Below are 20020 nucleotides of genomic sequence, written 5' to 3'. Positions count from 1 at the left end.
TGCCGAGCGTGGGCGCTTGGCCCCGCAGGGCGCTGATTCAAACGGCCTTGGCAGTGCGCTTGGTGGGCGGCGATTCGTTGCCCATGTTCTGGCAGAGGTAGTCCCAGCATTCCTGCACGATGGCGCGGCGGCTGCCGTTGGCGGCGCGTGTCATCAGGCAGATACGGCGCGACAGCAAGGGGCCTTTGAGCGGTACGGTCACCCAGTCATCGTTGTGGTGGCCCTGCGTGTACAGGCGCGAGAGCAGGCCGATGCGCAGGCCGCTTTGCACCAGCGCGTAAAGCGATTCGGTGTAGCTCAGCGTTTCAGTGTGGCTGGTGCCCACGCCTTGCTGCTCCAGCACCGAGACAATCATCTCGTAGGTGCTGCCGCGCGAGAGCACGACCAGCGGTTCATCGCTCAAATCGGACCAACGCAGATCGGCTTTTTGCGCCAGGCGGTGCTTGGCAGGGATGACGGCCATGACCTCGTCCTCGGTCACGAACTGCGTCTCCACCGACGGGGGCACGGTGAATTCCAGGCCCAAGCCGATATCCGAGCTGCCATTGGCGACGGAGGACAGCAGGTCATCGTTGCGCATGTCGTGCAGCTGCAGGTCCACCATCGGATGGGACTGCTGCCAGATGGCGAGCCAGGGCGCCAGCAGGTGGGTGGTGGAGGGGATGCAGCTGATGCGCACGGTATCGGCCTGGTATTTGAGCAACTGCTGCAGATCCTGCACGCCTTGCACAAAGTTGTTGATCATCCATTCCACCTGCGGGCGCACGGCTTCGCCGGCCGACGTCAGGCGGACATGGTGGGTGCTGCGGTCAAACAGGGCGGTACCCAGCAGCGTCTCCAGCTCACGGATGGCCGAAGACAGGGCGGGTTGGCTCATGGACAGCGCCTGCGCGGCACGGCTGAAACTGCGGTGCGTGGCCACTTCCTTGAAGCAGCTCAGCTGCCGCAGGGAGGGCGTCGGCAGGGGTTTACGGGTCAGCTCGGCTTCTGGCATATAACGGTCAATACCTTTTAAGTAATCTCACAGAGGAGTCATTGAACTCGTCTATAGATGGTCTCACTACTATTAATAATGATCAAGCAATTAGTGAATTCTAAAAGTAATTAAATGTCACTTGATCACCAGGGATTGGAGTGAATGCTGACATACCTTGGTATTTTATCGGCTCTATGATGCATTGCGTTTCATTTGTTTGTGTCATCGCAGCCGGCACACGGCGGCATTGAAGGGCCGGACAGGGGCGGGCCTGCCGATTTCAGGCATGCACCAGGGGGCGCTGATGCAAAAAAGTCACAGAAAGTGGATGAGGAAGCGGGGAGGAGGCAGTGCGTCAGAGGCGGGCGGCTTGCCGCTATTGGGTGGTTTCGTCCAGCCCGATAGTGTTCAGGTGGCTGGTGTCCCCCCAGCCGACCAGGGTCAGGCCGCTGTCGGGGGTCCACAGCAGGCGGTTGACGCTGGTGTTGGCCAGCTCCCAGGTGCGGGGGGCCTGAATGTCCTGTCGGGTCGCCAGCCGGTAGAGGCAGTCGAGCACGCCACCATGGGCCACCAGCGCGATTTGCTGTCCGAGATGGCCGGCTGCCAGTTCCGCCACCACTTGCGACACGCGGGCCTGTAGCGCCTCCAGGGATTCGCCCTGGGGCGGGGCAAAACCGGGATCGCGCTTGCGCCAGCGCAGTGCCGATGGTGGATCCGACAGCTCAATGTCCGCAAAGCGGGAGCCTTCGTAGTCGCCAAAGCTGCGCTCGCGCAAGGCAGTGTGGGTGCTAATGGGCGCGCCATTGGCCTGTGCCAGCGCCTGGGCGGTGCTGAGCGCGCGTTGCAGATCACTGCTGTAGATATGGGCCAGCGCGGTTTGCGCCAAGGCCTGGGCCAGCTGCTGGGCCTGGCGCTCGCCGGTAGCGTTCAGCGGTATGTCCGTATGCCCCTGAATGCGTGCGGCAAGATTCCAATCGGTCTCCCCGTGGCGGATGGCAATGATCTGGGTGCTGTGCATGCGTTCCTTGTTATTTGGGTTTGGCGGCGGGCGTAGCGGGGGTGCTGGCTGCTGCAGGTGCAGCAGAAGAGGATGCGGGCTGGGCGGAAGTGGGTGCGCCCAGCGTGGTATTGACCCGGCGTGGGCCTTGCGGTGGCTTGGGAAAGCCGTTGAGGGCGGAATCGAACAGGATGCGGTAGATCACCTGGTCATCGACCCAGACGTCTTCATAGCGGGCCGAGGTCTCATAGACCACCTGCTGGGTGTTGGCATCGCGCAAGGTGAGCTGTACGGCGCGGTAGTGCAGCGAGGGGCCGGTGTCGCGCCAGACCATGCCGCCGCGCCAGCCCCAACCCCAGCCGGGTCCCCAGCCAAAACCGCCATAGGGGTTATAGGGGCTGCCGGGCAGCAGCCAGCTGTCGGGAATGTAACGAGCTTGTACATCAATTTGCGCTATCACGCTACCCTGGCTGTCATCGCGACGCAGGCCTACGCCTGCCAACGAGGCTTCCGCCTGTTGCACGACGGTATCAAATTGTGGCCCCAGCGCGACTTGGGAGGGGAGCAACTGCAAGCGGTAGGTGGGCGGCGCCGGTATTTGCTGCAAGCTGGAATAGCTTTGCACATCGCTGTCGATGGTGCGGACCCCGGCGCAGCCGGCCAGCCAGAGACTGGCGCAGGCCATCGCCGTGATGCCGGCAATGCGACGCCACTGGAGCGCGCTTGCCAGGGCTGCCTTGTCAAAAGAACGAAACATGGCGCAGTCTCCCGAAAAAAAAGCGCTGCGCCATAAGGACACAGCGCAGACGCTCAACAATAAACGCTTGGAGCGGCAGCGGCTGTCAGTCAGGGGCGACAAGCAGGGCTGCATGGCTCTCAATCGATGGATATCAACCCAATTGCACCACCTGCATGCCTGCGGGCAGCGATGGGTTGGCGGGCAGGTCGTCGTGGTCGAAGGCCTTGTCGCCGTTTTCATCGGCGATGCCGGTGGGCTTGGCGTTCTGGAAATCGAACAGCTTGGGGTCGGCCAGGTGGGTGGGCACCACGTGCTGCAGCGCGCGGAACATGTTGTTCACACGGCCGGGGTGCTTGCGGTCCCACTCGCGCAGCATGTCGCCAATCATCTGGCGCTGCAGGTTCTCCTGGCTGCCGCAGAGGTTGCAGGGGATGATGGGGAAGTCACGGTACTGGGCCCAGCGCTCGGTGTCCTTCTCGGGCACATAGGCCAGCGGGCGGATCACCACATGCTTGCCGTCGTCGCTCACCAGCTTGGGTGGCATGGCCTTCATGATGCCGCCGTGGAACATGTTGAGCATCAGGGTCTGCACGATGTCGTCGCGGTGGTGGCCCAGCGCCACCTTGTTGCAGCCCAGCTGGTCGGCCACCTTGTACAGAATGGCGCGGCGCAGGCGCGAGCACAGGCCACAGGTGGTCTTGCCCTCGGGCACCACACGCTTGACGACGCTGTAGGTGTCCTGGTTCTCGATGTGGAAATCGACGCCCACGCTTTTCAGGTACTCGGGCAGCACGTGTTCAGGAAAGCCGGGCTGCTTCTGGTCCAGGTTCACGGCCACCAGGTCGAACTTGATCGGTGCGCGGGCGCGCAGCTTCATCAGGATGTCGAGCAGGGTGTAGCTGTCCTTGCCGCCGGACATGCAGACCATCACCTTGTCGCCGTCCTCGATCATGTTGTAGTCGCCAATGGCGCGCGCCACCTCGCGGCACAGGCGCTTTTCCAGCTTGTGGTTCTCGCGCTGGATCTTCAGGCGCTTCTCGTTGGCGCCCGATGCCTGTGCATCGTCGCCAGCGGCGTCATCGAAGTCCCAAGCGTTTGCGGCGGCAGGCTGGGGCTGGAGGAGTGCGGTATCGGTGGGGGCATTCATAGGTTCACCATTGTCCGGTTTCGGTGCGGATTGCAACTTCGCAATCGTCAAAAATCTCTAGCTTGGCGATCTTCACACGAACGCCGCGCACATTGGGCAGCTGCATCAGCCGCTGGGCGACCTTGCCGATCAGGGTCTCGAGCAGGTTCACGTGCTCTGCCGTGCATTCATCGATGATGATCTGGCGCACCTTGCGGTAGTCCAGCACATGCATGATGTCGTCATCGCTGGGCGCCAGCGGCTGCTGGCCCATGTTGATCTGCGCATCCACCAAGATGGGTTGCGGCGCAGTCTTCTCGTGGGCAAGGATGCCTAAATTGGCATCAAAACGCAGGCCCGTCAAGCTCAGGGTTTGCAACCCGGTGTCAAATGTCGTCATAAAAGCAGCAAGGCAGCGAAGAGCCGCTACATCATCGAAAAATCGCGGTCGAACCGCATCAGGTGCTGGCCACCGTCCACCAGCAGGCTGGTGCCGGTGATCGAGCTGTTGTCCAGCGCAAAGCGCACGGTGGCTGCCACGTCTTCTGCGGTGGAAGAGCGCCCCAGCGGGCTCATGCGGTGCAGGGCCTCGAACTTCTCGGGGCTCAGGTAGTCGCTGGTCAGGGTCAAGCCCGGCGCCACACCCACCACGCGCAGGCGCGGCGCCAGCGCCTGGGCCAGCAAGGTGTTGGCCGCCTCCAGCGCCGCCTTGCTCAAGGTGTAGCTGACGAAGTCGGGGTTCATGTTCCAGAGCTTCTGGTCCAGCAGGTTCACGACCACGCCCTGGGCCTCATCGCCCCGCTGGCAGATATGCTGGTGCAGCAGCTGGGCCAGCACGATGGGTGCGGCCGTGTTGCTACGCAGATGGCGCTCCAGTGCGGCATAGCCAAAATCGGCGGCGCCGTCGTGCTCGAACAGCGAGGCGCTGTTGACCACCGCATCGACCTGGCCGAAATGGGCCACCACCCGGGGCAGCAAGCCGCGCACCGCTGTCTCGTCCTCGAAATCCGCATCAAAATGGCCGCTCAGGCCCGACAGCGCGGCGCACTCGGCGGCAGTCTGCGCGGCCTCGGCGGCCGAGCCCCGGTAATGCACGGCCACCTGCCAGCCATGGCGTGCCAGCCCGAGCGCAATCACCCGGCCCAGGCGCTTGGCAGCGCCGGTGACCAGTACGGTGCGTGGGGTCGAAGAAGGCATTGGCATGGCAAGCGTGCGGCAAGCGGCGACAATAGGGGGGTGAATACAGAACCCTCTAGTTTAACAATTGTGCTGGCCAGGCGCATGGCTGAGGCTATTGCCCAGGCCGGCGGCTGGATCCCGTTTGATGACTTCATGCGCATGGCGCTGTACGAGCCCGGCCTGGGCTACTACGCCAATGACCGCAGCAAGTTTGGCGTCATGCCTGAGGAGGGCAGCGACTTTGTTACCGCCCCTGAGCTGTCGCCGGTGTTTGGCGAGCTGGTGGCCGCCCAGGTGCAGGATGCCTTTGCCCATACCCAGACCAGCGAGGTCTGGGAGTTCGGCGCCGGTACCGGTGCGCTGGCGGAGCAGTTGCTGTCCACCCTGGGCCCTGCCTGCACGCGCTACACGATTGTCGATGTCTCGGGCAGCCTGCGCCTGCGCCAGCAAGAGCGCCTGGCCCGCTTTGGCGACCAGGTGCAGTGGGCCGACAGCCTGCCCGCGCAGATGCAGGGCGTGGTCGTCGGCAATGAGGTGCTTGATGCGATGCCGGTCAAGCTCTTGCTGCGCCAGCAGGGCGTATGGCAGGAGCGCGGGGTGGTCGTCGCCAGTGCCGTTGGGGACGATATCCGCTTTGGCTGGGCAGAGCGCCCCACCCGCCTGCGCCCGCCGATGGAGCCGGAGCTGCCGCTGGAGGCGGAGTACCTGACCGAGATCCATCCGCAGGGCGAGGCCTTTGTGGCGACCCTGGCCGACCGCATCAGCCGGGGCGCGGTGCTGCTGATCGACTATGGCTTTGGCGAATCCGAGTACTACCATCCGCAGCGCCACATGGGCACCCTGGTCTGCCACCACCTGCACCAGGTCGACAGTGACCCTCTGGTGCTGGTGGGCCTGAAGGACATCACTGCCCATGTGAACTTCACCGGCATTGCCGTGGCGGCGCAGGATGCCGGCATGGACGTGCTGGGCTACACCAGCCAGGCCCATTTCCTGATCAACTGCGGTCTGGCTGCCAAGCTCGACCAGCTCGAAGTGATTGCCCGCAGCAAGGCGGCCAAGCTGATGATGGAGCACGAGATGGGCGAGTTCTTCAAGGCCATCATGCTGAGCAAGGGCGTGGCCTTGTGGGACCCTACTGGCTTTGTGCAGGGCGACCGCATGCATCGGCTGTAGCCACTGGCGCTTGGGTAGGGTGGTGGGATCGGCCCCGCAGACGCGGGCCGCAAAAAGATGGCTGCCGGTGCCAAGCCCTGACACATACCCGCAGCCAGGCGCGTCCGATCTGGTCGTGCCCGGCGCAGGGCATGCAAGGCTGGCTTGTGCTGCACCGACAGACGTCGATCATCGCAGCGCTGCGTGACAGCCTCATGACGGCGCGTAACGCGGCAGCGCCATCCCGCCCTTCATCGGTTTTCGTATAAAGATACGCGTTTTCATTCGTTTTCTGTTCGTGGCAGGGCTTCTACATTGGGCTTATCACTGGTCCGCCAAGGAAAGCCGCCATGTCCGCGCTGTTTGATGTTCTGACTGCCCATCCGTTTTTCTTCCGCCGCCCGGTGCCCGACAGCGCCAGCCAGGCGGGGGGCGCCACTGGCAGCACGCAGGCCTTCAGCCTGCGCCCCATCCAGCAGCCCGCTGGTGCCCAGACCCGTCTGGGTGTCGAGGTTGTGGGTCTGGACCTGTCCCGCCCGCTGGGGCCGGAGGATTTTGCCCGGCTGCAGCAGGCGCACCAGGACCACAGCGTGGTGGTCTACCGCAACCAGCGCATCACGCCGGCTGAGCAGATTGCCTTCAGCCGCCGCTTTGGGCCGCTGCAGCGCCATGTGCTGCGCAACTACCAGCTGGCCGACCATGACGAGATCCTGATCGTCCCAACATCATCGAAAACGGCCAGCCTGTGGGGCTGGGCGATGCCGGAGCGTACTGGCATTCCGACCTGTCCTACAAACCCAAACCGGCGATGGGATCGCTGTTGCATGCACAGGAGTTGCCCGATGTCGGCGGCGATACCTTGTTTGCCGACCAGGTGGCCGCCTACGAGGCACTGCCCTACACCCTCAAGCAGCAGCTGGTGGGCCTGCTGGCCGAGCACAGCTACTTGCTCAAATATGAGGCACTGCGCGAGCGCAATGCCTTCCGCCCGGCGCTGAGCGCCGCGCAGGTGGCCGAGGTCAAGCCCGCCGTGCACCCGGTGGTGCGCACCGATCCGCAGACCGGCCGCAAATCGCTGTTTGTCAGCGAGCATTTCACGACCCGCATCCTGGGGCTGCCCGAAGCCCGCTCTGCCGCGCTGCTGGCCGAGCTGTTCGCGCACAGCACCCAGCCGCAGTTTGTCTACCGCCACCACTGGCGTGACCGGGACATGGTCTTCTGGGACAACCGCGCTGTGCTGCATCTGGCCACCGGCGTGCCGGCCGACCAGCGCCGCAAGCTCTACCGCACCACGATTGAAGGGGATGTGCCGGTATGAGCGCCGCCCAGACCCCACAGCGCCGCCAATCGCTGTTCCTGCTGTCCCTGGCGCTGGCTGCCGCCTGTTGTTGATCGCCAGCGCCGGCCATTGTGGCCGCGCGGCCTGCCCCACTGACAGCGGCGATTGACGCCAGCCTTCCGCAACCGCTCAGCTGCCCCCGGCACACCCAGGGCGCAGCGGGGCTGGTCTGCGGCCCCGATTCGATCCTCCGATCCCAGCTCTCTTATCCAGCACCATGACCTTCAATTCCACCTGGGCGCGCAGCCAGCCGCCCGCCAAAGACCCTGCCACCCTCCACGCCGTGGCCAACCCCTGCGTTGCCAGCCAGCGCCGCAGCAGCCTGGGCCAGGTTGGTAAACATGCGGCCGCAGTGCTCGCTGCCACCGCGGCGCTGTGGGGTGTGGGCGCGGGCAGCGCGCAGGCGGCAGAAGGCCAGCTGCGCATTGCCCAGCAGTACGGCATCGTGTACCTGCTGCTCAATGTGGCGCAGGACCAGCAGTTCATCGAAAAGCAGGGCAAGGCCCAGGGCGTCGATATCAAGGTGAGCTACCTGCAGTTCTCAGGCGGGCCGGCGGTCAACGATGCGCTGCTCTCCGGCAATGTCGACATTGCCGGCGCCGGCGTGGCGCCGCTGTTTACGCTGTGGGACCGCACCAAGGGCAAGCAGAACGTCAAGGGCGTGGCCTCGCTGGGCAATTTTCCCTATTACCTGGTCAGCAACAATCCGCAGGTGAAGACGATTGCCGACTTCACCGACAAGGACCGCATTGCCACACCGGCGGTCGGTGTGTCGGTGCAGTCGCGCGTGCTGCAATATGCTTCGGCCAAGCTCTGGGGTGAGCAGCACTACCAGCGGCTCGACAAGCTGCAGGTTGCGCTGCCGCACCCCGATGCCGCAGCGGCCATCATCAAGGGCGGCACCGAGATCACCGCGCACTTTGGCAATCCGCCGTTCCAGGAGGTGGAGCTGGCTGGCAACCCCAATGCGCGCATTGTGCTCAACAGCTACGAGGTGCTGGGCGGACCCGCATCGTCCACCGTGCTCTACGCCACCGAGAAGTTCCGCCAGGAAAGTCCCAAGACCTACCGCGCCTTTGTCGATGCCCTCGATGAATCGGCCCGCTTTGTCCAGGCCAATCCCGAGCAGGCGGCTGACATCTTTCTCAAGAGCGGTGGCGGCGGCAAGGTGGACCGCAATCTGATCCTGCAGATCATCAAGAACCCGCAGGTGCAGTTCACGATCCAGCCGCAGAACACCGTGGGTCTGGGCCAGTTCCTGCAGCGGGTGGGAGTGATCAAGACCAAGCCTGAATCGGTGCGTGATTATTTCTTCGACGACGCCCGTATCTCCGGAGGGAGCTGATATGCGCTGGCCCCACGTCTTTGCGCAGGATGGCGATGTCGCCCTGTCTCGGGGCAGCTGGCTGCGCAGCGCCGCCGAGCCCTATGCCAGTCTGGCTGAGGCCGAGCTGGCCGACCGCCTGGTCAGCCGTGCACACCCTGCCCCCTCGGCAGCGCCCAGCCAGGCCTTGCCCAGCCAGGCCTTGCCCAGCCACGCCGTGCAAGCGGGCGCAGCCTTGCTGGAGGTGGACCAGGTCAGCATCGACTACGTGACGGAAGAGCGCGTGCTGCGCGCCACCCACCAGGTAAGCCTGCAGGTGCATGCCGCCGAGCGCTTTGTGCTGCTGGGGGCCTCGGGCTGCGGCAAGTCGACCTTGCTCAAGGCCATGGCGGGTTTTGTGCCGGTCAGCGAAGGGGAGATCCGCCTGGGCGGCAGTCCTGTGCAAGGCCCGGGTCCGGACCGCGTGATGGTGTTCCAGGAGTTTGACCAGCTGCCACCGTGGAAGACCGTGCGCGAGAACGTGATGTTTCCGCTGCTGGCCTCGCGCCGCACCAGCAAGGCCGAGGCGCGCGAGCGCGCCGGCCTCTACCTGGACAAGGTGGGGCTGAGCCGCTTTGCCGATGTGCACCCGCACCAGCTGTCAGGCGGCATGAAGCAGCGCGTGGCCATTGCCCGTGCGCTGGCGATGCACCCGCAGGTGCTGCTGATGGACGAGCCCTTTGCCGCACTGGATGCGTTGACCAGAAGGCGCATGCAGGAGGAGCTGCTGGCGCTGTGGGACGAGCTGCGCTTCACCCTCGTGTTTGTCACCCATTCGATCGAGGAGGCGCTCGTCGTGGGCAGCCGCGTCGCCATTCTGTCGCCACACCCCGGGCGTTTGCGGGCTGAAATCAATGCCCATGCCTTTGGCCTGACCAGCGGTGGCAGTGCCGAGTTTGAAGCCGCGCACCAGCGCATCCACCGGCTGCTGTTCGATGAAGACCGCGCAGGCGGCCCGCTGGTGGAAAGCACCAGCTCCAGCAATCAACCCCCCCAGGCCTTGCGCCGCGTGGCTTGACGCGACAAGCCCCCCCCCAGGAGTTCCGCATGGCATCCACCCCTGTTACTGCCTGGCCTGGCGATACCAAAGCCCAGGCACCCGTGCGGCCCGAAGCCGAATACCCGCTGCCCGATGTGCCGCAGCAGCTGACGGCGCGCCGTCTGCCGCTGGCCAAGCGCCTGCTGCAGCATCCGGCCTTGCGCAAGGCCATCATCCTGGTGGTGCTGGCCATCATCTGGGAGCTGGCGGCCCGCTGGCAGGACAACGACCTGCTGCTGCCCACCTTCAGCCAGACCGCTGCCACCCTGCTGCGCGACCTGGCCAATGGCGAGTTGCTGGGCAAGGCAGCGGTGTCGCTGGGCATCCTGCTGCAGGGCTACCTGCTGGGCGTGGCCGGGGCCCTGCTGCTGACCGTGCTGGCGGTTTCCAGCCAATGGGGGCGCGATGTGCTGACCACCCTGACCAGCATGTTCAACCCCTTGCCCGCCATTGCGCTGCTGCCGTTGGCACTACTCTGGCTGGGCCTGGGCCAGGCCAGCCTGCTGGCGGTGCTGGTGCATTCGGTGCTGTGGCCGCTGGCGCTGGCCACCTATGCGGGTTTCCAGGCCGTGCCCGAGACCTTGCGCATGGCTGGCCGCAATTACGGCCTGCGCGGCGCGCGCTATGTGTTGCAGATCCTCGTGCCTGCAGCGCTGCCGTCGATCCTGTCAGGGCTCAAGATTGGCTGGGCCTTTGCGTGGCGCACCCTGATTGCCGCCGAGCTGGTGTTCGGTGCATCCTCGGGCAAGGGCGGACTGGGCTGGTACATCTTCCAAAGCCGCAACGAGCTCTACACCGACCAGGTGTTTGCCGGGCTGGCGCTGGTGATCATCATCGGCTTGCTGGTCGAGACCCTGGGCTTCCACCAACTCGAACGGGTGACCGTCAAGCGCTGGGGTGTACAGCGCTGAGCAGCTAAGGGGGCTGCCCGGCCTGTGGCGTCAGCCCAACGCCGCCCCCGTGCCAGCAGCGCTGCCGCTGTAAGACGGTGGCGATTGTTGAAGATTGGCTGATCTGCGGCATAGTATTTGCACAATCACTTATTGCATACTGATAGGTTTTGCAGTGCCTTGCCGTGCCCATTGGGGGCCGGAAGGCTTCTGCGGCGCGCCTGCGAAGGACGGGGCGTGCTCCCAACGGGTATACCTATGACCAACTCTTCTCCCGATCCGGCGGTAGCGCCTGAGGCTGGCACCCTGTCAGGCCCGGGCGCACCTGCCTCAGGGCCTGCTGCGCCGGCGCCGCAGAGCAGCCAGCACTCGACCATGTCGCTGCCGGTGGTGATACCGGCACTGCTGGTGCTGACCGCCTTGCTGCTCGTCTGCGTGCTCGCGCCCGATGCAGCGGACCGCCTGTTCTCTGGCGCGCAGCGCTGGGTAGTGGCCAGTTTTGACTGGTTCTATGTGATGGCGCTGAGCGCCTTCCTGCTGTTTTTGGTGGTGTTGGCCGCCAGCCGCTATGGCGATATCCGCCTGGGGCCCGATGATGCCAAGCCCGAGTTCAGCTTTGTCTCCTGGTCGTCGATGTTGTTTGCCGCCGGCATGGGCATTGGCCTGATGTACTTTGGCGTGGGCGAGCCGTTGCAGCATTTCCTCAATCCCGCCACGCAGGAGCCGGGCACGCCCGCTGCTGCGCGTGAGGCGATGGAGGCCACCTTCTTCCACTGGGGCTTTCATGCCTGGGCGGTCTACGGCACGATGGGCTTGGTGCTGGCCTATTTCGGCTTTCGCTACAACCTGCCTCTGACCATGCGCTCGGGCCTGTACCCGCTGCTGCGCGACCGCATCAACGGGCCGATTGGCCACGGCGTCGATGCATTTGCACTGGTGGGCACCATTGCCGGCATTGCCACCACCTTGGGCTACGGCGCGCGCCAGATGGCCGCCGGTCTGCACACGTTGACGGGCTGGCAGACGGACACATCCGGCGTGCTTGTGACCATCATTGTGATTGTGGTGACCCTGGCCAGCCTGTCCGCCCTGTTGGGCGTGGACAAGGGCGTGCGGCGCCTGAGCGAGTTCAACATGCTGCTGTCGGTGCTGCTGCTGAGCTTTGTCGTAATTGCCGGACCCACGGCCCATATCTTCAAGGCCTTGAGCGAGAACATTGGCAACTACCTGCAAGGTCTGCTGGGCATGTCGCTGCGCACCTTTGCCTATGCGCCGTCGCGCGAAGAGGGCTGGTTTGGCGGCTGGACGATTCTGTACTGGGCCTGGTGGGTGAGCTGGTCGCCCTTCGTCGGCATGTTCATCGCCCGCATCTCGCGCGGCCGTACGGTGCGCGAGTTTGTCATCGGCGTGCTGCTGGTGCCCACCGCCTTCAACCTGCTGTGGATGACCGCCTTTGGCAACAGCGCCATTTGGACCGATAGCCATGTGGCCGCCGGCGCGCTGGCGCAGACTGCCACCAATGTCGATGCCTTGCTGTTCCGCTTCTTCGAGTACCTGCCCTGGGTCAAACCGGTCTCGTGGCTGGCCGTGCTGCTGATTGGCGTGTTCTTCATCACCTCGGCCGACTCGGGCGCGCTGGTGGTCAACTCCATCGCTTCGCGCGGCAACAACGAATCGCCCGTGTGGCAGCGCCTGTTCTGGTGCGTGCTGCTGGGCGTCACTTCGATCGTGTTGCTGCTCGCCGGCGGCCTGGGCGCGCTGCAGGCTGTCACACTGGTGGCCGCCTTGCCGGTGGCGGTAATCATGCTGGTGCTGTGCGTCGGTCTGTGGCGCGGCATGGTCGCCGACCTGGCCCATTACTCGCCCGACCTGGCGCCTGCGACCAACTTCTGGAGCGGCCAGCACTGGCGCAAGCGCCTGGAGCAGATCGTGCACCAGCCGCTCAAGGTGGATGTGCAGCGCTTTTTGCGCGCCACCGTCCTGCCTGCGATGCATGAGGTGTCTGCCGAGATGCAAAAGCGCGGCCTGCAGGCGCATGTGCATGAAAGCCTGGAGGGCGAGGGCGACAGCGAAGTACGCCTGGTGGTACCGGTGGAGAAGCTGCGCGACTTTGTCTACGGTGTGCGTACCGTGCGCCGCGCAATCCCCACCTTCACGGTGCGCGAGAGTGCGGGCAGCAAGGAGCGGCGTTATATGTACGAGCCCATTACCTTCTTTGAAGATGGGCGGTCGGGGTATGACGTGCAGTATTTGCGCAGCGAGGAGCTCATTGCCGATATTCTCCGCCAGTACGAACGCTATCTCTCACTCAGCGCAGACAAGAGAACCCAACTCCTAAACCGAGCCCCAGGACATACAGATCCTGTGTAAGTTTTTTTGGCCACCTTCGGGTGGCCTTTTCTTTTTTGGTTTTAGGCCCTGGCGGGGCATTCTTTTTCTGTGTCGTTGGCAGTCTTCGTTTTGGGGTGGCGATATGGGCGCGTAGGCTTTGTTGCGGGGGCTTGCCATACAGGCGTATTGTCTGCGCCCCCGACGTCGCGCCTACGCGCCCATCTCGCCATTGGAGGTGGGGGTTCGGGCGCTGCGCTTGCTGCTTGGGTGGTTGTTTTTAAGCCCAATGCACTGTTGGGTTAACTGCTGCCCTGGCGGTGCTGTTGTTGTTTGGGGCGTTGGCAGTTTTCGTTTTGGGGTGGCGATATGGGCGCGTAGGCTTTGTTGCGGGGGCTTGCCATACAGGCGTATTGTCTGCGCCCCCGGCGTCGCGCCTGCGCGCCCATCTCGCCATTGGTGGTGGTGGTTCGGGCGCTGCGCTTGCTGCGTAGTTGGTTGTTCTGAACAGCCGCATTCAATGTTTGGCCTTGGTGCTGTGCTTGCTGTTTGGCTGGTGGCTTGGAACATCCGGGTCGGCGGTTTGCTGGGTGGTTCTTGCAATCGCGGACAATGGCGGCTTCTTTGCCGCCTTTGCTTTTTGCAGCCCTGCCATGTCCTCTTGCCTGTTCACCCATGCCCATGTTTTTACCGGTCGCAGCGAGAGCGATTTCGCGACGGCTTTTGTGGTGGAGGGTGGGGTGGTGCGCTGGGTTGGGCATGTGGGTGATGCGGCGCAGCCGGTGGTTGATCGGCAGGTGGATTTGCAGGGGCGGACGGTGGTGCCGGGGTTCATTGATGTACATACGCATCCCACCTTTTTGTCGCAGATCGTTGATGCGGTGCCTTGCACGGTGCCGTTGGTCGAAGACATTCCGGGGCTGATTGCGGCGCTGAAGCAGCACCCCAAGGCGGGGCTCGGGCCCAATGACTGGATTGAGGGCTGGGGCTATGACGAGTCCAAGCTGAAGGAAGGGCGCACGCCAACGCGCCATGATCTGGATCTGGTGTCGGCCACGCAGCCGGTCTATGTGGGCCGCTCCGACTGCCACTCGGGCATTTGCAACAGCCGTGCACTGGCGCTGGCGGGCATTGGCAAGGACACGCCCGACCCCATTGGTGGCCACTTTGGCCGCGATGCCGATGGCTCGCCCAATGGTGTGCTGACCGAGCTGGCAGCCAACAGTGTGGTGCAGCGCGCCAAGGCGGTGCTGGACTATGCGCAGGCAGTGGGCAGCCTGGCACGCACCTCGCAGCGCTTTAGCGAGCGCGGCATTGTCGCGGTGACCGACATGATGGCCTTCACCCAGCCTTTCCACCACCTTGATGTCTACCGCGACGCTGCGCAAGCGGGCTTCAAGCAGCAGGCGGCGCTGTATTTTTCCTGGGAGCCTTGCAAGGGTGATCTATCGGCAGGGCTGCAGGCCGCGCAAAAAGATGGCCGGGTCAAGATCGCCGGTATCAAGCTGTTTGCCGATGGCTCCATCTCCGGCAAGACGGCCTGGTGCAGCTGTGCCTACAAACACACGGGCAGCCTGTTTGGCATGTCCTTGCTCAGCAGCGCGGCGCTGGCGCAGGCCTACGAATGGTCGGTGGCCAACGGCGCGCAGATGGCCGTGCATGCGATGGGCGATGCGGCCCTGCAGCTGGTGATCGACTTCTTTGCCGATAAAAAGCCCTGGCTGCCCGCCGGCGTGCCGTCGGTGCGGCTGGAGCATGCCACCTTGCTCAAGCCCGCGCAGATCGCGCAGATGAACGCCATGCCGATGCAGTGGGGCGTGGCGACGCAGATCATCTTCATGTTTGCCGAGTACGAGGCCTACACCGAGAACCTGGTGGCATCGGAGTTTGACCAGTCCTATGCGCTCAAGACCTTCTACGAGGAGATCGACCATATCGCGCTGTCGTCCGACGCGCCGGCCACCACCTGGGCCGATCCGGACAATGTCTTTGTCTCCATCCAGGCTGCCGTGCAGCGCCGCGCCTACAACGGGGCCCCGATTGTGGACAGCCAGGCGCTGACCGTGCCCCAGGCCCTGCTGCTCTACACCGCGCGTGCGGCCAGCCTGTCGCCGTTCGAAGGCCAGCTGGGCCAGATTGCCCCCGGCTTTGAAGCCAGCTTTGCGGTGCTGGACCGCGATATCTTCACGGTGCCCGTGGCCGACATTGGCAGCCTGCGCGTGCAAGAGACCTGGATTGCCGGTGAACAGGTCTACCGCGCCGCATGATGAGCGCACTGGCCCTTAACCCGCTGGAGGTGCTGCGATGATCCGCTGGCTGATCGTGGTCTTCCTGGCACTGATACTGCTCAACGGCTTTGCGGCCCTGCTGCGCAAGCTGGGGCTGGGGCGGCTGCCGGGGGATTTTGAGATCCGGCTGTTTGGCAAGACCTTGTGGCTGCCGATCGCGACGACTGTGGTGCTGAGCCTGCTGGCGGCGGGGATTGCACGCTGGCTGTAATCCCTAGCCGCCCCCGTTCTTGATGCAGCGCAACATTTGTCATGGTTGTAAGCAAAACCAGGGGGTGTATGCAGCCACCTCACTGGAGCGCCCCGTCAGCTAAGGGAAAGCTTGTAAACAAATTGTCATCGCGCTTTCATACACTGGCGCGATGTCAAGCATTGAGTTACGGCAGGTTGCCAAATCCTGGGGCAGCACCACGGCACTGCATTCGGTCGATCTGCAGATCGCGCCGGGCAGCTTTTGCGTGCTGCTCGGCCCTTCGGGCTGCGGCAAATCGACGACCCTGCGCATCATTGCCGGGCTGGAGACGGCCAGCGCCGGCCAGGTGCTGATTGGAGGGCGCGATGTGACCGGGCTGCCCCCTGCGCAGCGCGGCATTGCGATGGTGTTCCAGAACTATGCGCTGTTCCCGCATCTGTCGGTGGCCGAGAACATCGGCTTTGGGTTGGCGGTGCGCAAGGTGCCCAGGGCCGAGGCTGACAAGCGTTTGAAGGATGCGGCCGGGCTGCTGGGCCTGGCGCACCTGCTGGACCGCAAGCCGGGCCAGCTCTCGGGGGGCCAGCAGCAGCGCGTGGCGCTCGGCCGGGCACTGGTGGCGCAGGCCCATGTCTGCCTGATGGATGAGCCGCTGTCGAACCTGGATGCCCAGCTGCGCCAGGAGATGCGTGCCGAGCTGCGCGAGCTGCAGCAGCGCCTGGGGCTGACCGTTGTCTATGTCACCCATGACCAGACCGAAGCGATGAGCATGGCCGACCAGGTGGTGCTGCTGCACCAGGGCCGGGTCGAGCAATGCGCGACCCCGCGCGAGATGTACGCCCGCCCGGCCAGCCGCTTTGCGGCACGCTTCATCGGCACACCGGCGATGAATTTGCTGCGGCTCAGCGATGGCGCGATTGCCGGCAGCCAGGTGCAGGTGCCAGCGCCGGCCGGTGCTGCGGCACTGGGCTTGCGGCCCGAGGCGGTGCAGTGCCTGGCAGCCGAAGGCGTAGATGCGCAGGTGATCGGCCTGGAATACCTGGGCGCCGATGTGGTGCTGCGCTGCGCGATTGGCAGCGAGCAGATCACGGTGCGCGCACCCGGCCAGCAGGCAGCGGCCGTGGGGCAGGCGCTGCGCTTGGCCTGGCGTGCGGAAGACATGCATTTCTTCGATGCCGATGGCCTGCGCATGGCCTGAGGCGACCCATTTTTCTTTGACTGGTCTGTTTGAGCAGCGCCTGCAGGCAGGCGCTCAACCCGAGGAGTGATTCCGTGCAACGCAATATGTTTTTGAAGACCCTGGCCGCATCGGCCGCCGCCATGCTCGGCCTGGGTGCGGGCCTCGCGCATGCGGCCGATCCGCTGGAAGTGCCTTTCTACTACCCCGTGGCCGTGGGCGGCCCGATCACTAAGGTGATCGACGGCTATGCCAGCGATTTCAACAAGGCGCATCCGCAGTACAAGATCACGCCGATCTACGCGGGCACCTACCAGGAAACCATTGTCAAGGCGCTCACCGCCAACAAGTCGGGCAAGGCACCGGCCACCTCAGTGCTGCTGTCGACCGACATGTTCACCTTGATCGACGACGACGCCATCGTGCCGATCGACGACTTCGCGAAGACCGATGCCGACAAGGCCTGGCTCAAGGGCTTCTACCCCGCCTTCATGGCCAACAGCCAGACGGGTGGCAAGACCTGGGGCGTGCCTTTCCAGCGCTCCACCGTGGTGATGTACTACAACAAGGAAGCCTTCAAGGAGGCCGGCCTGGACCCGAACAAGGCCCCTGCCACCTGGAAGGAGCTGAGTGAGGCGGCCAGGAAGCTCACCAAGAAAGACGCCAGCGGCAATGTGACCCAGTACGGCATCCAGATCCCATCGACCGGATTTGCCTACTGGATGCTGCAGACCCTGACCACCCCCAATGACGTGCTGCTGGCCAACGAGGCGGGCACCAAGGTCAGCTTCGACAACCCCAAGGTGATCGAGGCGCTGGACTACTGGGTCAACCTGACCAAGGAAGGCGTGCACCCCAAGGGCGTGATCGAGTGGGGCACGACGCCGAAGGACTTTTTGGAAAAAAAGGCCGCGATCATCGTCACCACCACCGGCAACCTGACCAATATCAAGGCCAACGCCAAGTTTGATTTCGGGGTCGGCCAGATCGCCGGTAATGTGCGCAAGGGCGGCTCGCCCACCGGTGGCGGCAACTTCTACATCTTCAAGAAGGCGCCCAAGGAGCAGCAGCAGGCCGCTTTCGAATTTGCCAAGTGGGTGACCCAGCCCGAGCGCGCTGCGCAGTGGAGCATGGACAGCGGCTATGTGGCTGTATCACCTGCCGCCTATGACACGCCGGCGCTGAAGAAATACGGCCAGGAGTTCCCGCAGGCGCTGGTCGCCCGCGACCAGTTGCCCGTCTCGGTGGCCGAGTTCTCCACGCATGACAACCAGCGCGTGACCAAGGTGCTGAACGATGCGGTGCAGGCTGCGCTGAACGGCACCAAGACCTCGGCGCAGGCGATGAAGGATGCGCAGAAGGAGGCCGACCGCATCCTGCGCAGCTACCAGTAAAGCCGCACCCGGCGTGGCCTGCTTGCAGACCATGCCGGGCCAGGGTTGGGGCAAGGCCTCAGCCCGGTTGAAAGAACCCAACGCATGAGCGCCTCTTCCTCGTCCATCGCCGGCAGCGGCCAGCGCAGAATCCACGCCTGGTTGCTGCTGCTGCCTGCGCTGGTGCTGCTGGTCGCCTTCACCCACTGGCCCGCCGTGGCGACCTTGATCGACAGCTTTTACTCCACCCCCAAGGGCGCGCGTGCCGCAGTGTGGGTGGGGGCCGAGAACTACCAGGCCATGGCCGAGGACCCGGTGTTCTGGCAGGCGGTGCGCAACAACCTCTGGTTTGCTGCGGCTACCATTCCGGCCTCCATCGGCCTGGCGCTGCTGATGGCGGTGTGGGTGAATGAGCGCATCGCCGGGCGCACCTTTGTGCGCATGGCCTACTTCACGCCCACGGTGCTGCCGATGATTGCAGTGGCCAATATCTGGTTGTTCTTCTACACGCCGCAGTACGGCTTGTTGGAGCAGGTCACCGGCGCGCTGGGCCTGCCATCGCACAACTGGCTGGGCAGCCCCTCCACCGCGCTGGGGGCGATCACCCTGGTGGCGGTATGGAAGGAAGCCGGCTTTTTTATGATCTTCTACCTGGCAGCGCTGCAAACGCTGAACCCCAGCCTGAAGGAAGCAGCGGCGATCGAGGGCGCCTCGCGCTGGTATTTCTTCCGCCGGGTGCAGTGGCCGCTGCTGATGCCGACCACCTTGTTTGTGCTGGTCAATGCGGTGATCAATGCCTTCCGCCTGGTGGACCATGTGTTCATCCTGACCCGGGGCGGCCCGGACAATGCCACCACCTTGCTGCTCTACCACCTGTATGAGGTGGGCTTCAAGTTCTGGGACACGGCCTATGCAGCGGCCATCACCGTGGTGCTGGTGGTCGTGTTGTCCAGCGTGGCGCTGTTCCAGTTCTTTGTGCTGGACAAGAAGGTGCACTACCAATGAGCCGCAGCCAAGCCCCTGCCGTCATCTACCGCCACACCTGGCTGGACACTGTTGCCGCCTGGCTGCTGGCGCTGCTCTGGATTTTGCCGCTGGCCTATGCGTTCTGGACGGCCTTCCACCCCAGCGACTACGCGATCCGTTTTGACCTGAGCGCCCCCTGGACCTTGCAGAACTTCCGCAAGGCCTGGGATGCCGCACCGTTTGCACGCTACTTTCTGAACACCACCTTGCTGGTGGCCCTCATCCTGGCGGCGCAGTTGCTGCTGTCCACCTTGGCGGCCTTTGCTTTTGCGCGCTACCAGTTCCGGGGCAAGAACATCGCCTTTGCGCTGGTGCTGGTGCAGCTGATGATCATGCCCGACATCCTGCTGGTCGAGAACTACCAGACCATGGCCCGGCTGGGCCTGGTCGATACCTTGTTCGCGATTGGCCTGCCGTACTTTGCCTCGGCCTTTGCGATCTTCCTGCTGCGCCAGACCTTCATGGGCATCCCCAAGGAGCTGGACGAGGCCGCGCGCGTGGAAGGGGCCAGCACCTTGCAGATTCTCTGGCGCGTCTATGTGCCGCTGGCAAGGCCCGTCTACACCGCCTTTGCGCTGGTGTCGGTGAGCTTTCACTGGAACAACTTTCTCTGGCCGCTGATCATCACCAACAGCGTGGAATCGCGCCCGCTCACCGTCGGGCTGCAGGTGTTCTCCAGCGTGGAGCAGGGCGTGGACTGGTCCACCATCACGGCCGCCACCTTGATGACCTCGGCGCCGCTGCTGATCGGCTTCATCCTGTTCCAGCGCCAGTTTGTGCAGAGCTTTATGCGGGCAGGGATCAAGTAAAAACGCTAGAGTGGCCGTTTTGGGTG

Annotated in this window: 18 protein-coding genes and 1 pseudogene; 12 read left to right on the top strand and 7 right to left on the bottom strand. The window is 64.2% G+C overall.

Annotation, left to right across the window (positions count from 1 at the left end):
- Positions 1 to 37: 37 nt before the first annotated feature.
- From LPW39_RS22650 to LPW39_RS22625, 6 genes are all read right to left on the bottom strand, one after another.
- On the bottom strand, positions 38 to 994 hold the full coding sequence (locus LPW39_RS22650) for a LysR family transcriptional regulator (RefSeq protein ID WP_230780837.1): 957 nt from the start codon (positions 992 to 994) through the stop codon (positions 38 to 40).
- Positions 995 to 1352: 358 nt separating this feature from the next.
- On the bottom strand, positions 1353 to 1994 hold the full coding sequence (locus tag LPW39_RS22645; protein WP_230780835.1) for a histidine phosphatase family protein: 642 nt from the start codon (positions 1992 to 1994) through the stop codon (positions 1353 to 1355).
- Between the two features lie 10 nt (positions 1995 to 2004).
- Positions 2005 to 2730, bottom strand: coding sequence for a DUF4136 domain-containing protein (locus LPW39_RS22640; RefSeq protein WP_407928904.1), 726 nt, complete (start codon positions 2728 to 2730; stop codon positions 2005 to 2007).
- Positions 2731 to 2863: 133 nt separating this feature from the next.
- Positions 2864 to 3859, bottom strand: a complete 996-nt coding sequence (gene ttcA, locus LPW39_RS22635) for a tRNA 2-thiocytidine(32) synthetase TtcA (protein ID WP_230780833.1) — start codon at positions 3857 to 3859, stop codon at positions 2864 to 2866.
- A gap of 4 nt (positions 3860 to 3863) precedes the next feature.
- The gene (locus LPW39_RS22630; protein WP_230780831.1) at positions 3864 to 4238 is read right to left on the bottom strand and encodes a dihydroneopterin aldolase; all 375 of its coding nucleotides are present in this window, start codon (positions 4236 to 4238) and stop codon (positions 3864 to 3866) included.
- 26 nt (positions 4239 to 4264) lie between these two features.
- On the bottom strand, positions 4265 to 5041 hold the full coding sequence (locus LPW39_RS22625) for an SDR family oxidoreductase (protein WP_230780829.1): 777 nt from the start codon (positions 5039 to 5041) through the stop codon (positions 4265 to 4267).
- Positions 5042 to 5119: 78 nt separating this feature from the next.
- Here LPW39_RS22625 and LPW39_RS22620 point away from each other — a divergent pair, with 78 nt between their 5' ends.
- The 6 genes and pseudogenes from LPW39_RS22620 (at position 5120) to LPW39_RS22595 (ending at position 13173) form a co-directional block, all read left to right on the top strand.
- Complete coding sequence (locus LPW39_RS22620) at positions 5120 to 6193, top strand: class I SAM-dependent methyltransferase (protein ID WP_230780827.1); 1074 nt, start codon at positions 5120 to 5122, stop codon at positions 6191 to 6193.
- A gap of 329 nt (positions 6194 to 6522) precedes the next feature.
- A pseudogene (locus LPW39_RS22615) lies at positions 6523 to 7490 on the top strand (TauD/TfdA dioxygenase family protein).
- A gap of 238 nt (positions 7491 to 7728) precedes the next feature.
- A complete protein-coding gene (locus LPW39_RS22610) occupies positions 7729 to 8856 on the top strand; it encodes an ABC transporter substrate-binding protein (RefSeq protein ID WP_230780823.1) in 1128 nt (375 codons plus the stop codon).
- 1 nt (position 8857) lies between these two features.
- Positions 8858 to 9892: an ABC transporter ATP-binding protein gene (locus tag LPW39_RS22605; RefSeq protein WP_230780821.1), complete on the top strand. Its 1035-nt coding sequence runs from the start codon at positions 8858 to 8860 to the stop codon at positions 9890 to 9892.
- Positions 9893 to 9921: 29 nt separating this feature from the next.
- A complete protein-coding gene (locus LPW39_RS22600) occupies positions 9922 to 10824 on the top strand; it encodes an ABC transporter permease (RefSeq protein WP_230780819.1) in 903 nt (300 codons plus the stop codon).
- 354 nt (positions 10825 to 11178) lie between these two features.
- On the top strand, positions 11179 to 13173 hold the full coding sequence (locus LPW39_RS22595) for a BCCT family transporter (RefSeq protein ID WP_230780959.1): 1995 nt from the start codon (positions 11179 to 11181) through the stop codon (positions 13171 to 13173).
- A gap of 260 nt (positions 13174 to 13433) precedes the next feature.
- Here LPW39_RS22595 and LPW39_RS22590 read toward each other — a convergent pair whose 3' ends face one another.
- Complete coding sequence (locus LPW39_RS22590; protein WP_230780978.1) at positions 13434 to 13976, bottom strand: hypothetical protein; 543 nt, start codon at positions 13974 to 13976, stop codon at positions 13434 to 13436.
- Between LPW39_RS22590 and LPW39_RS22585 the strand changes: the two genes are divergently transcribed.
- The 6 genes from LPW39_RS22585 to LPW39_RS22560 all read left to right on the top strand — a co-directional run bounded on the left by LPW39_RS22585 (position 13857) and on the right by LPW39_RS22560 (position 19994).
- Positions 13857 to 15398 (top strand): amidohydrolase, encoded by a 1542-nt coding sequence (locus tag LPW39_RS22585; RefSeq protein WP_330166631.1) that lies wholly within the window; start codon positions 13857 to 13859, stop codon positions 15396 to 15398. The two genes, LPW39_RS22590 and LPW39_RS22585, sit on opposite strands and share 120 nt — an antisense overlap.
- Before the next feature lie 37 nt (positions 15399 to 15435).
- Positions 15436 to 15630 (top strand): DUF2905 family protein, encoded by a 195-nt coding sequence (locus LPW39_RS22580; RefSeq protein ID WP_230780817.1) that lies wholly within the window; start codon positions 15436 to 15438, stop codon positions 15628 to 15630.
- A gap of 151 nt (positions 15631 to 15781) precedes the next feature.
- Positions 15782 to 16807, top strand: coding sequence for an ABC transporter ATP-binding protein (locus LPW39_RS22575; RefSeq protein ID WP_230780815.1), 1026 nt, complete (start codon positions 15782 to 15784; stop codon positions 16805 to 16807).
- Between the two features lie 86 nt (positions 16808 to 16893).
- Positions 16894 to 18180, top strand: a complete 1287-nt coding sequence (locus LPW39_RS22570) for an ABC transporter substrate-binding protein (RefSeq protein ID WP_269075930.1) — start codon at positions 16894 to 16896, stop codon at positions 18178 to 18180.
- An 84-nt stretch (positions 18181 to 18264) separates the two neighbouring features.
- A complete protein-coding gene (locus LPW39_RS22565) occupies positions 18265 to 19164 on the top strand; it encodes a carbohydrate ABC transporter permease (RefSeq protein ID WP_230780812.1) in 900 nt (299 codons plus the stop codon).
- Positions 19161 to 19994 (top strand): carbohydrate ABC transporter permease, encoded by an 834-nt coding sequence (locus tag LPW39_RS22560; RefSeq protein WP_230780810.1) that lies wholly within the window; start codon positions 19161 to 19163, stop codon positions 19992 to 19994. The genes LPW39_RS22565 and LPW39_RS22560 overlap by 4 nt, the downstream gene beginning before the upstream one ends.
- Positions 19995 to 20020: the final 26 nt, after the last annotated feature.

The sequence above is a fragment of the Comamonas koreensis genome (assembly GCF_021026195.1).
GTDB classification, from domain to species: Bacteria; Pseudomonadota; Gammaproteobacteria; order Burkholderiales; family Burkholderiaceae_C; genus Comamonas; species Comamonas koreensis.
Note: the sequence above shows the minus strand (reverse complement) of the source record. Positions and strands in the feature narration are given on the sequence as shown.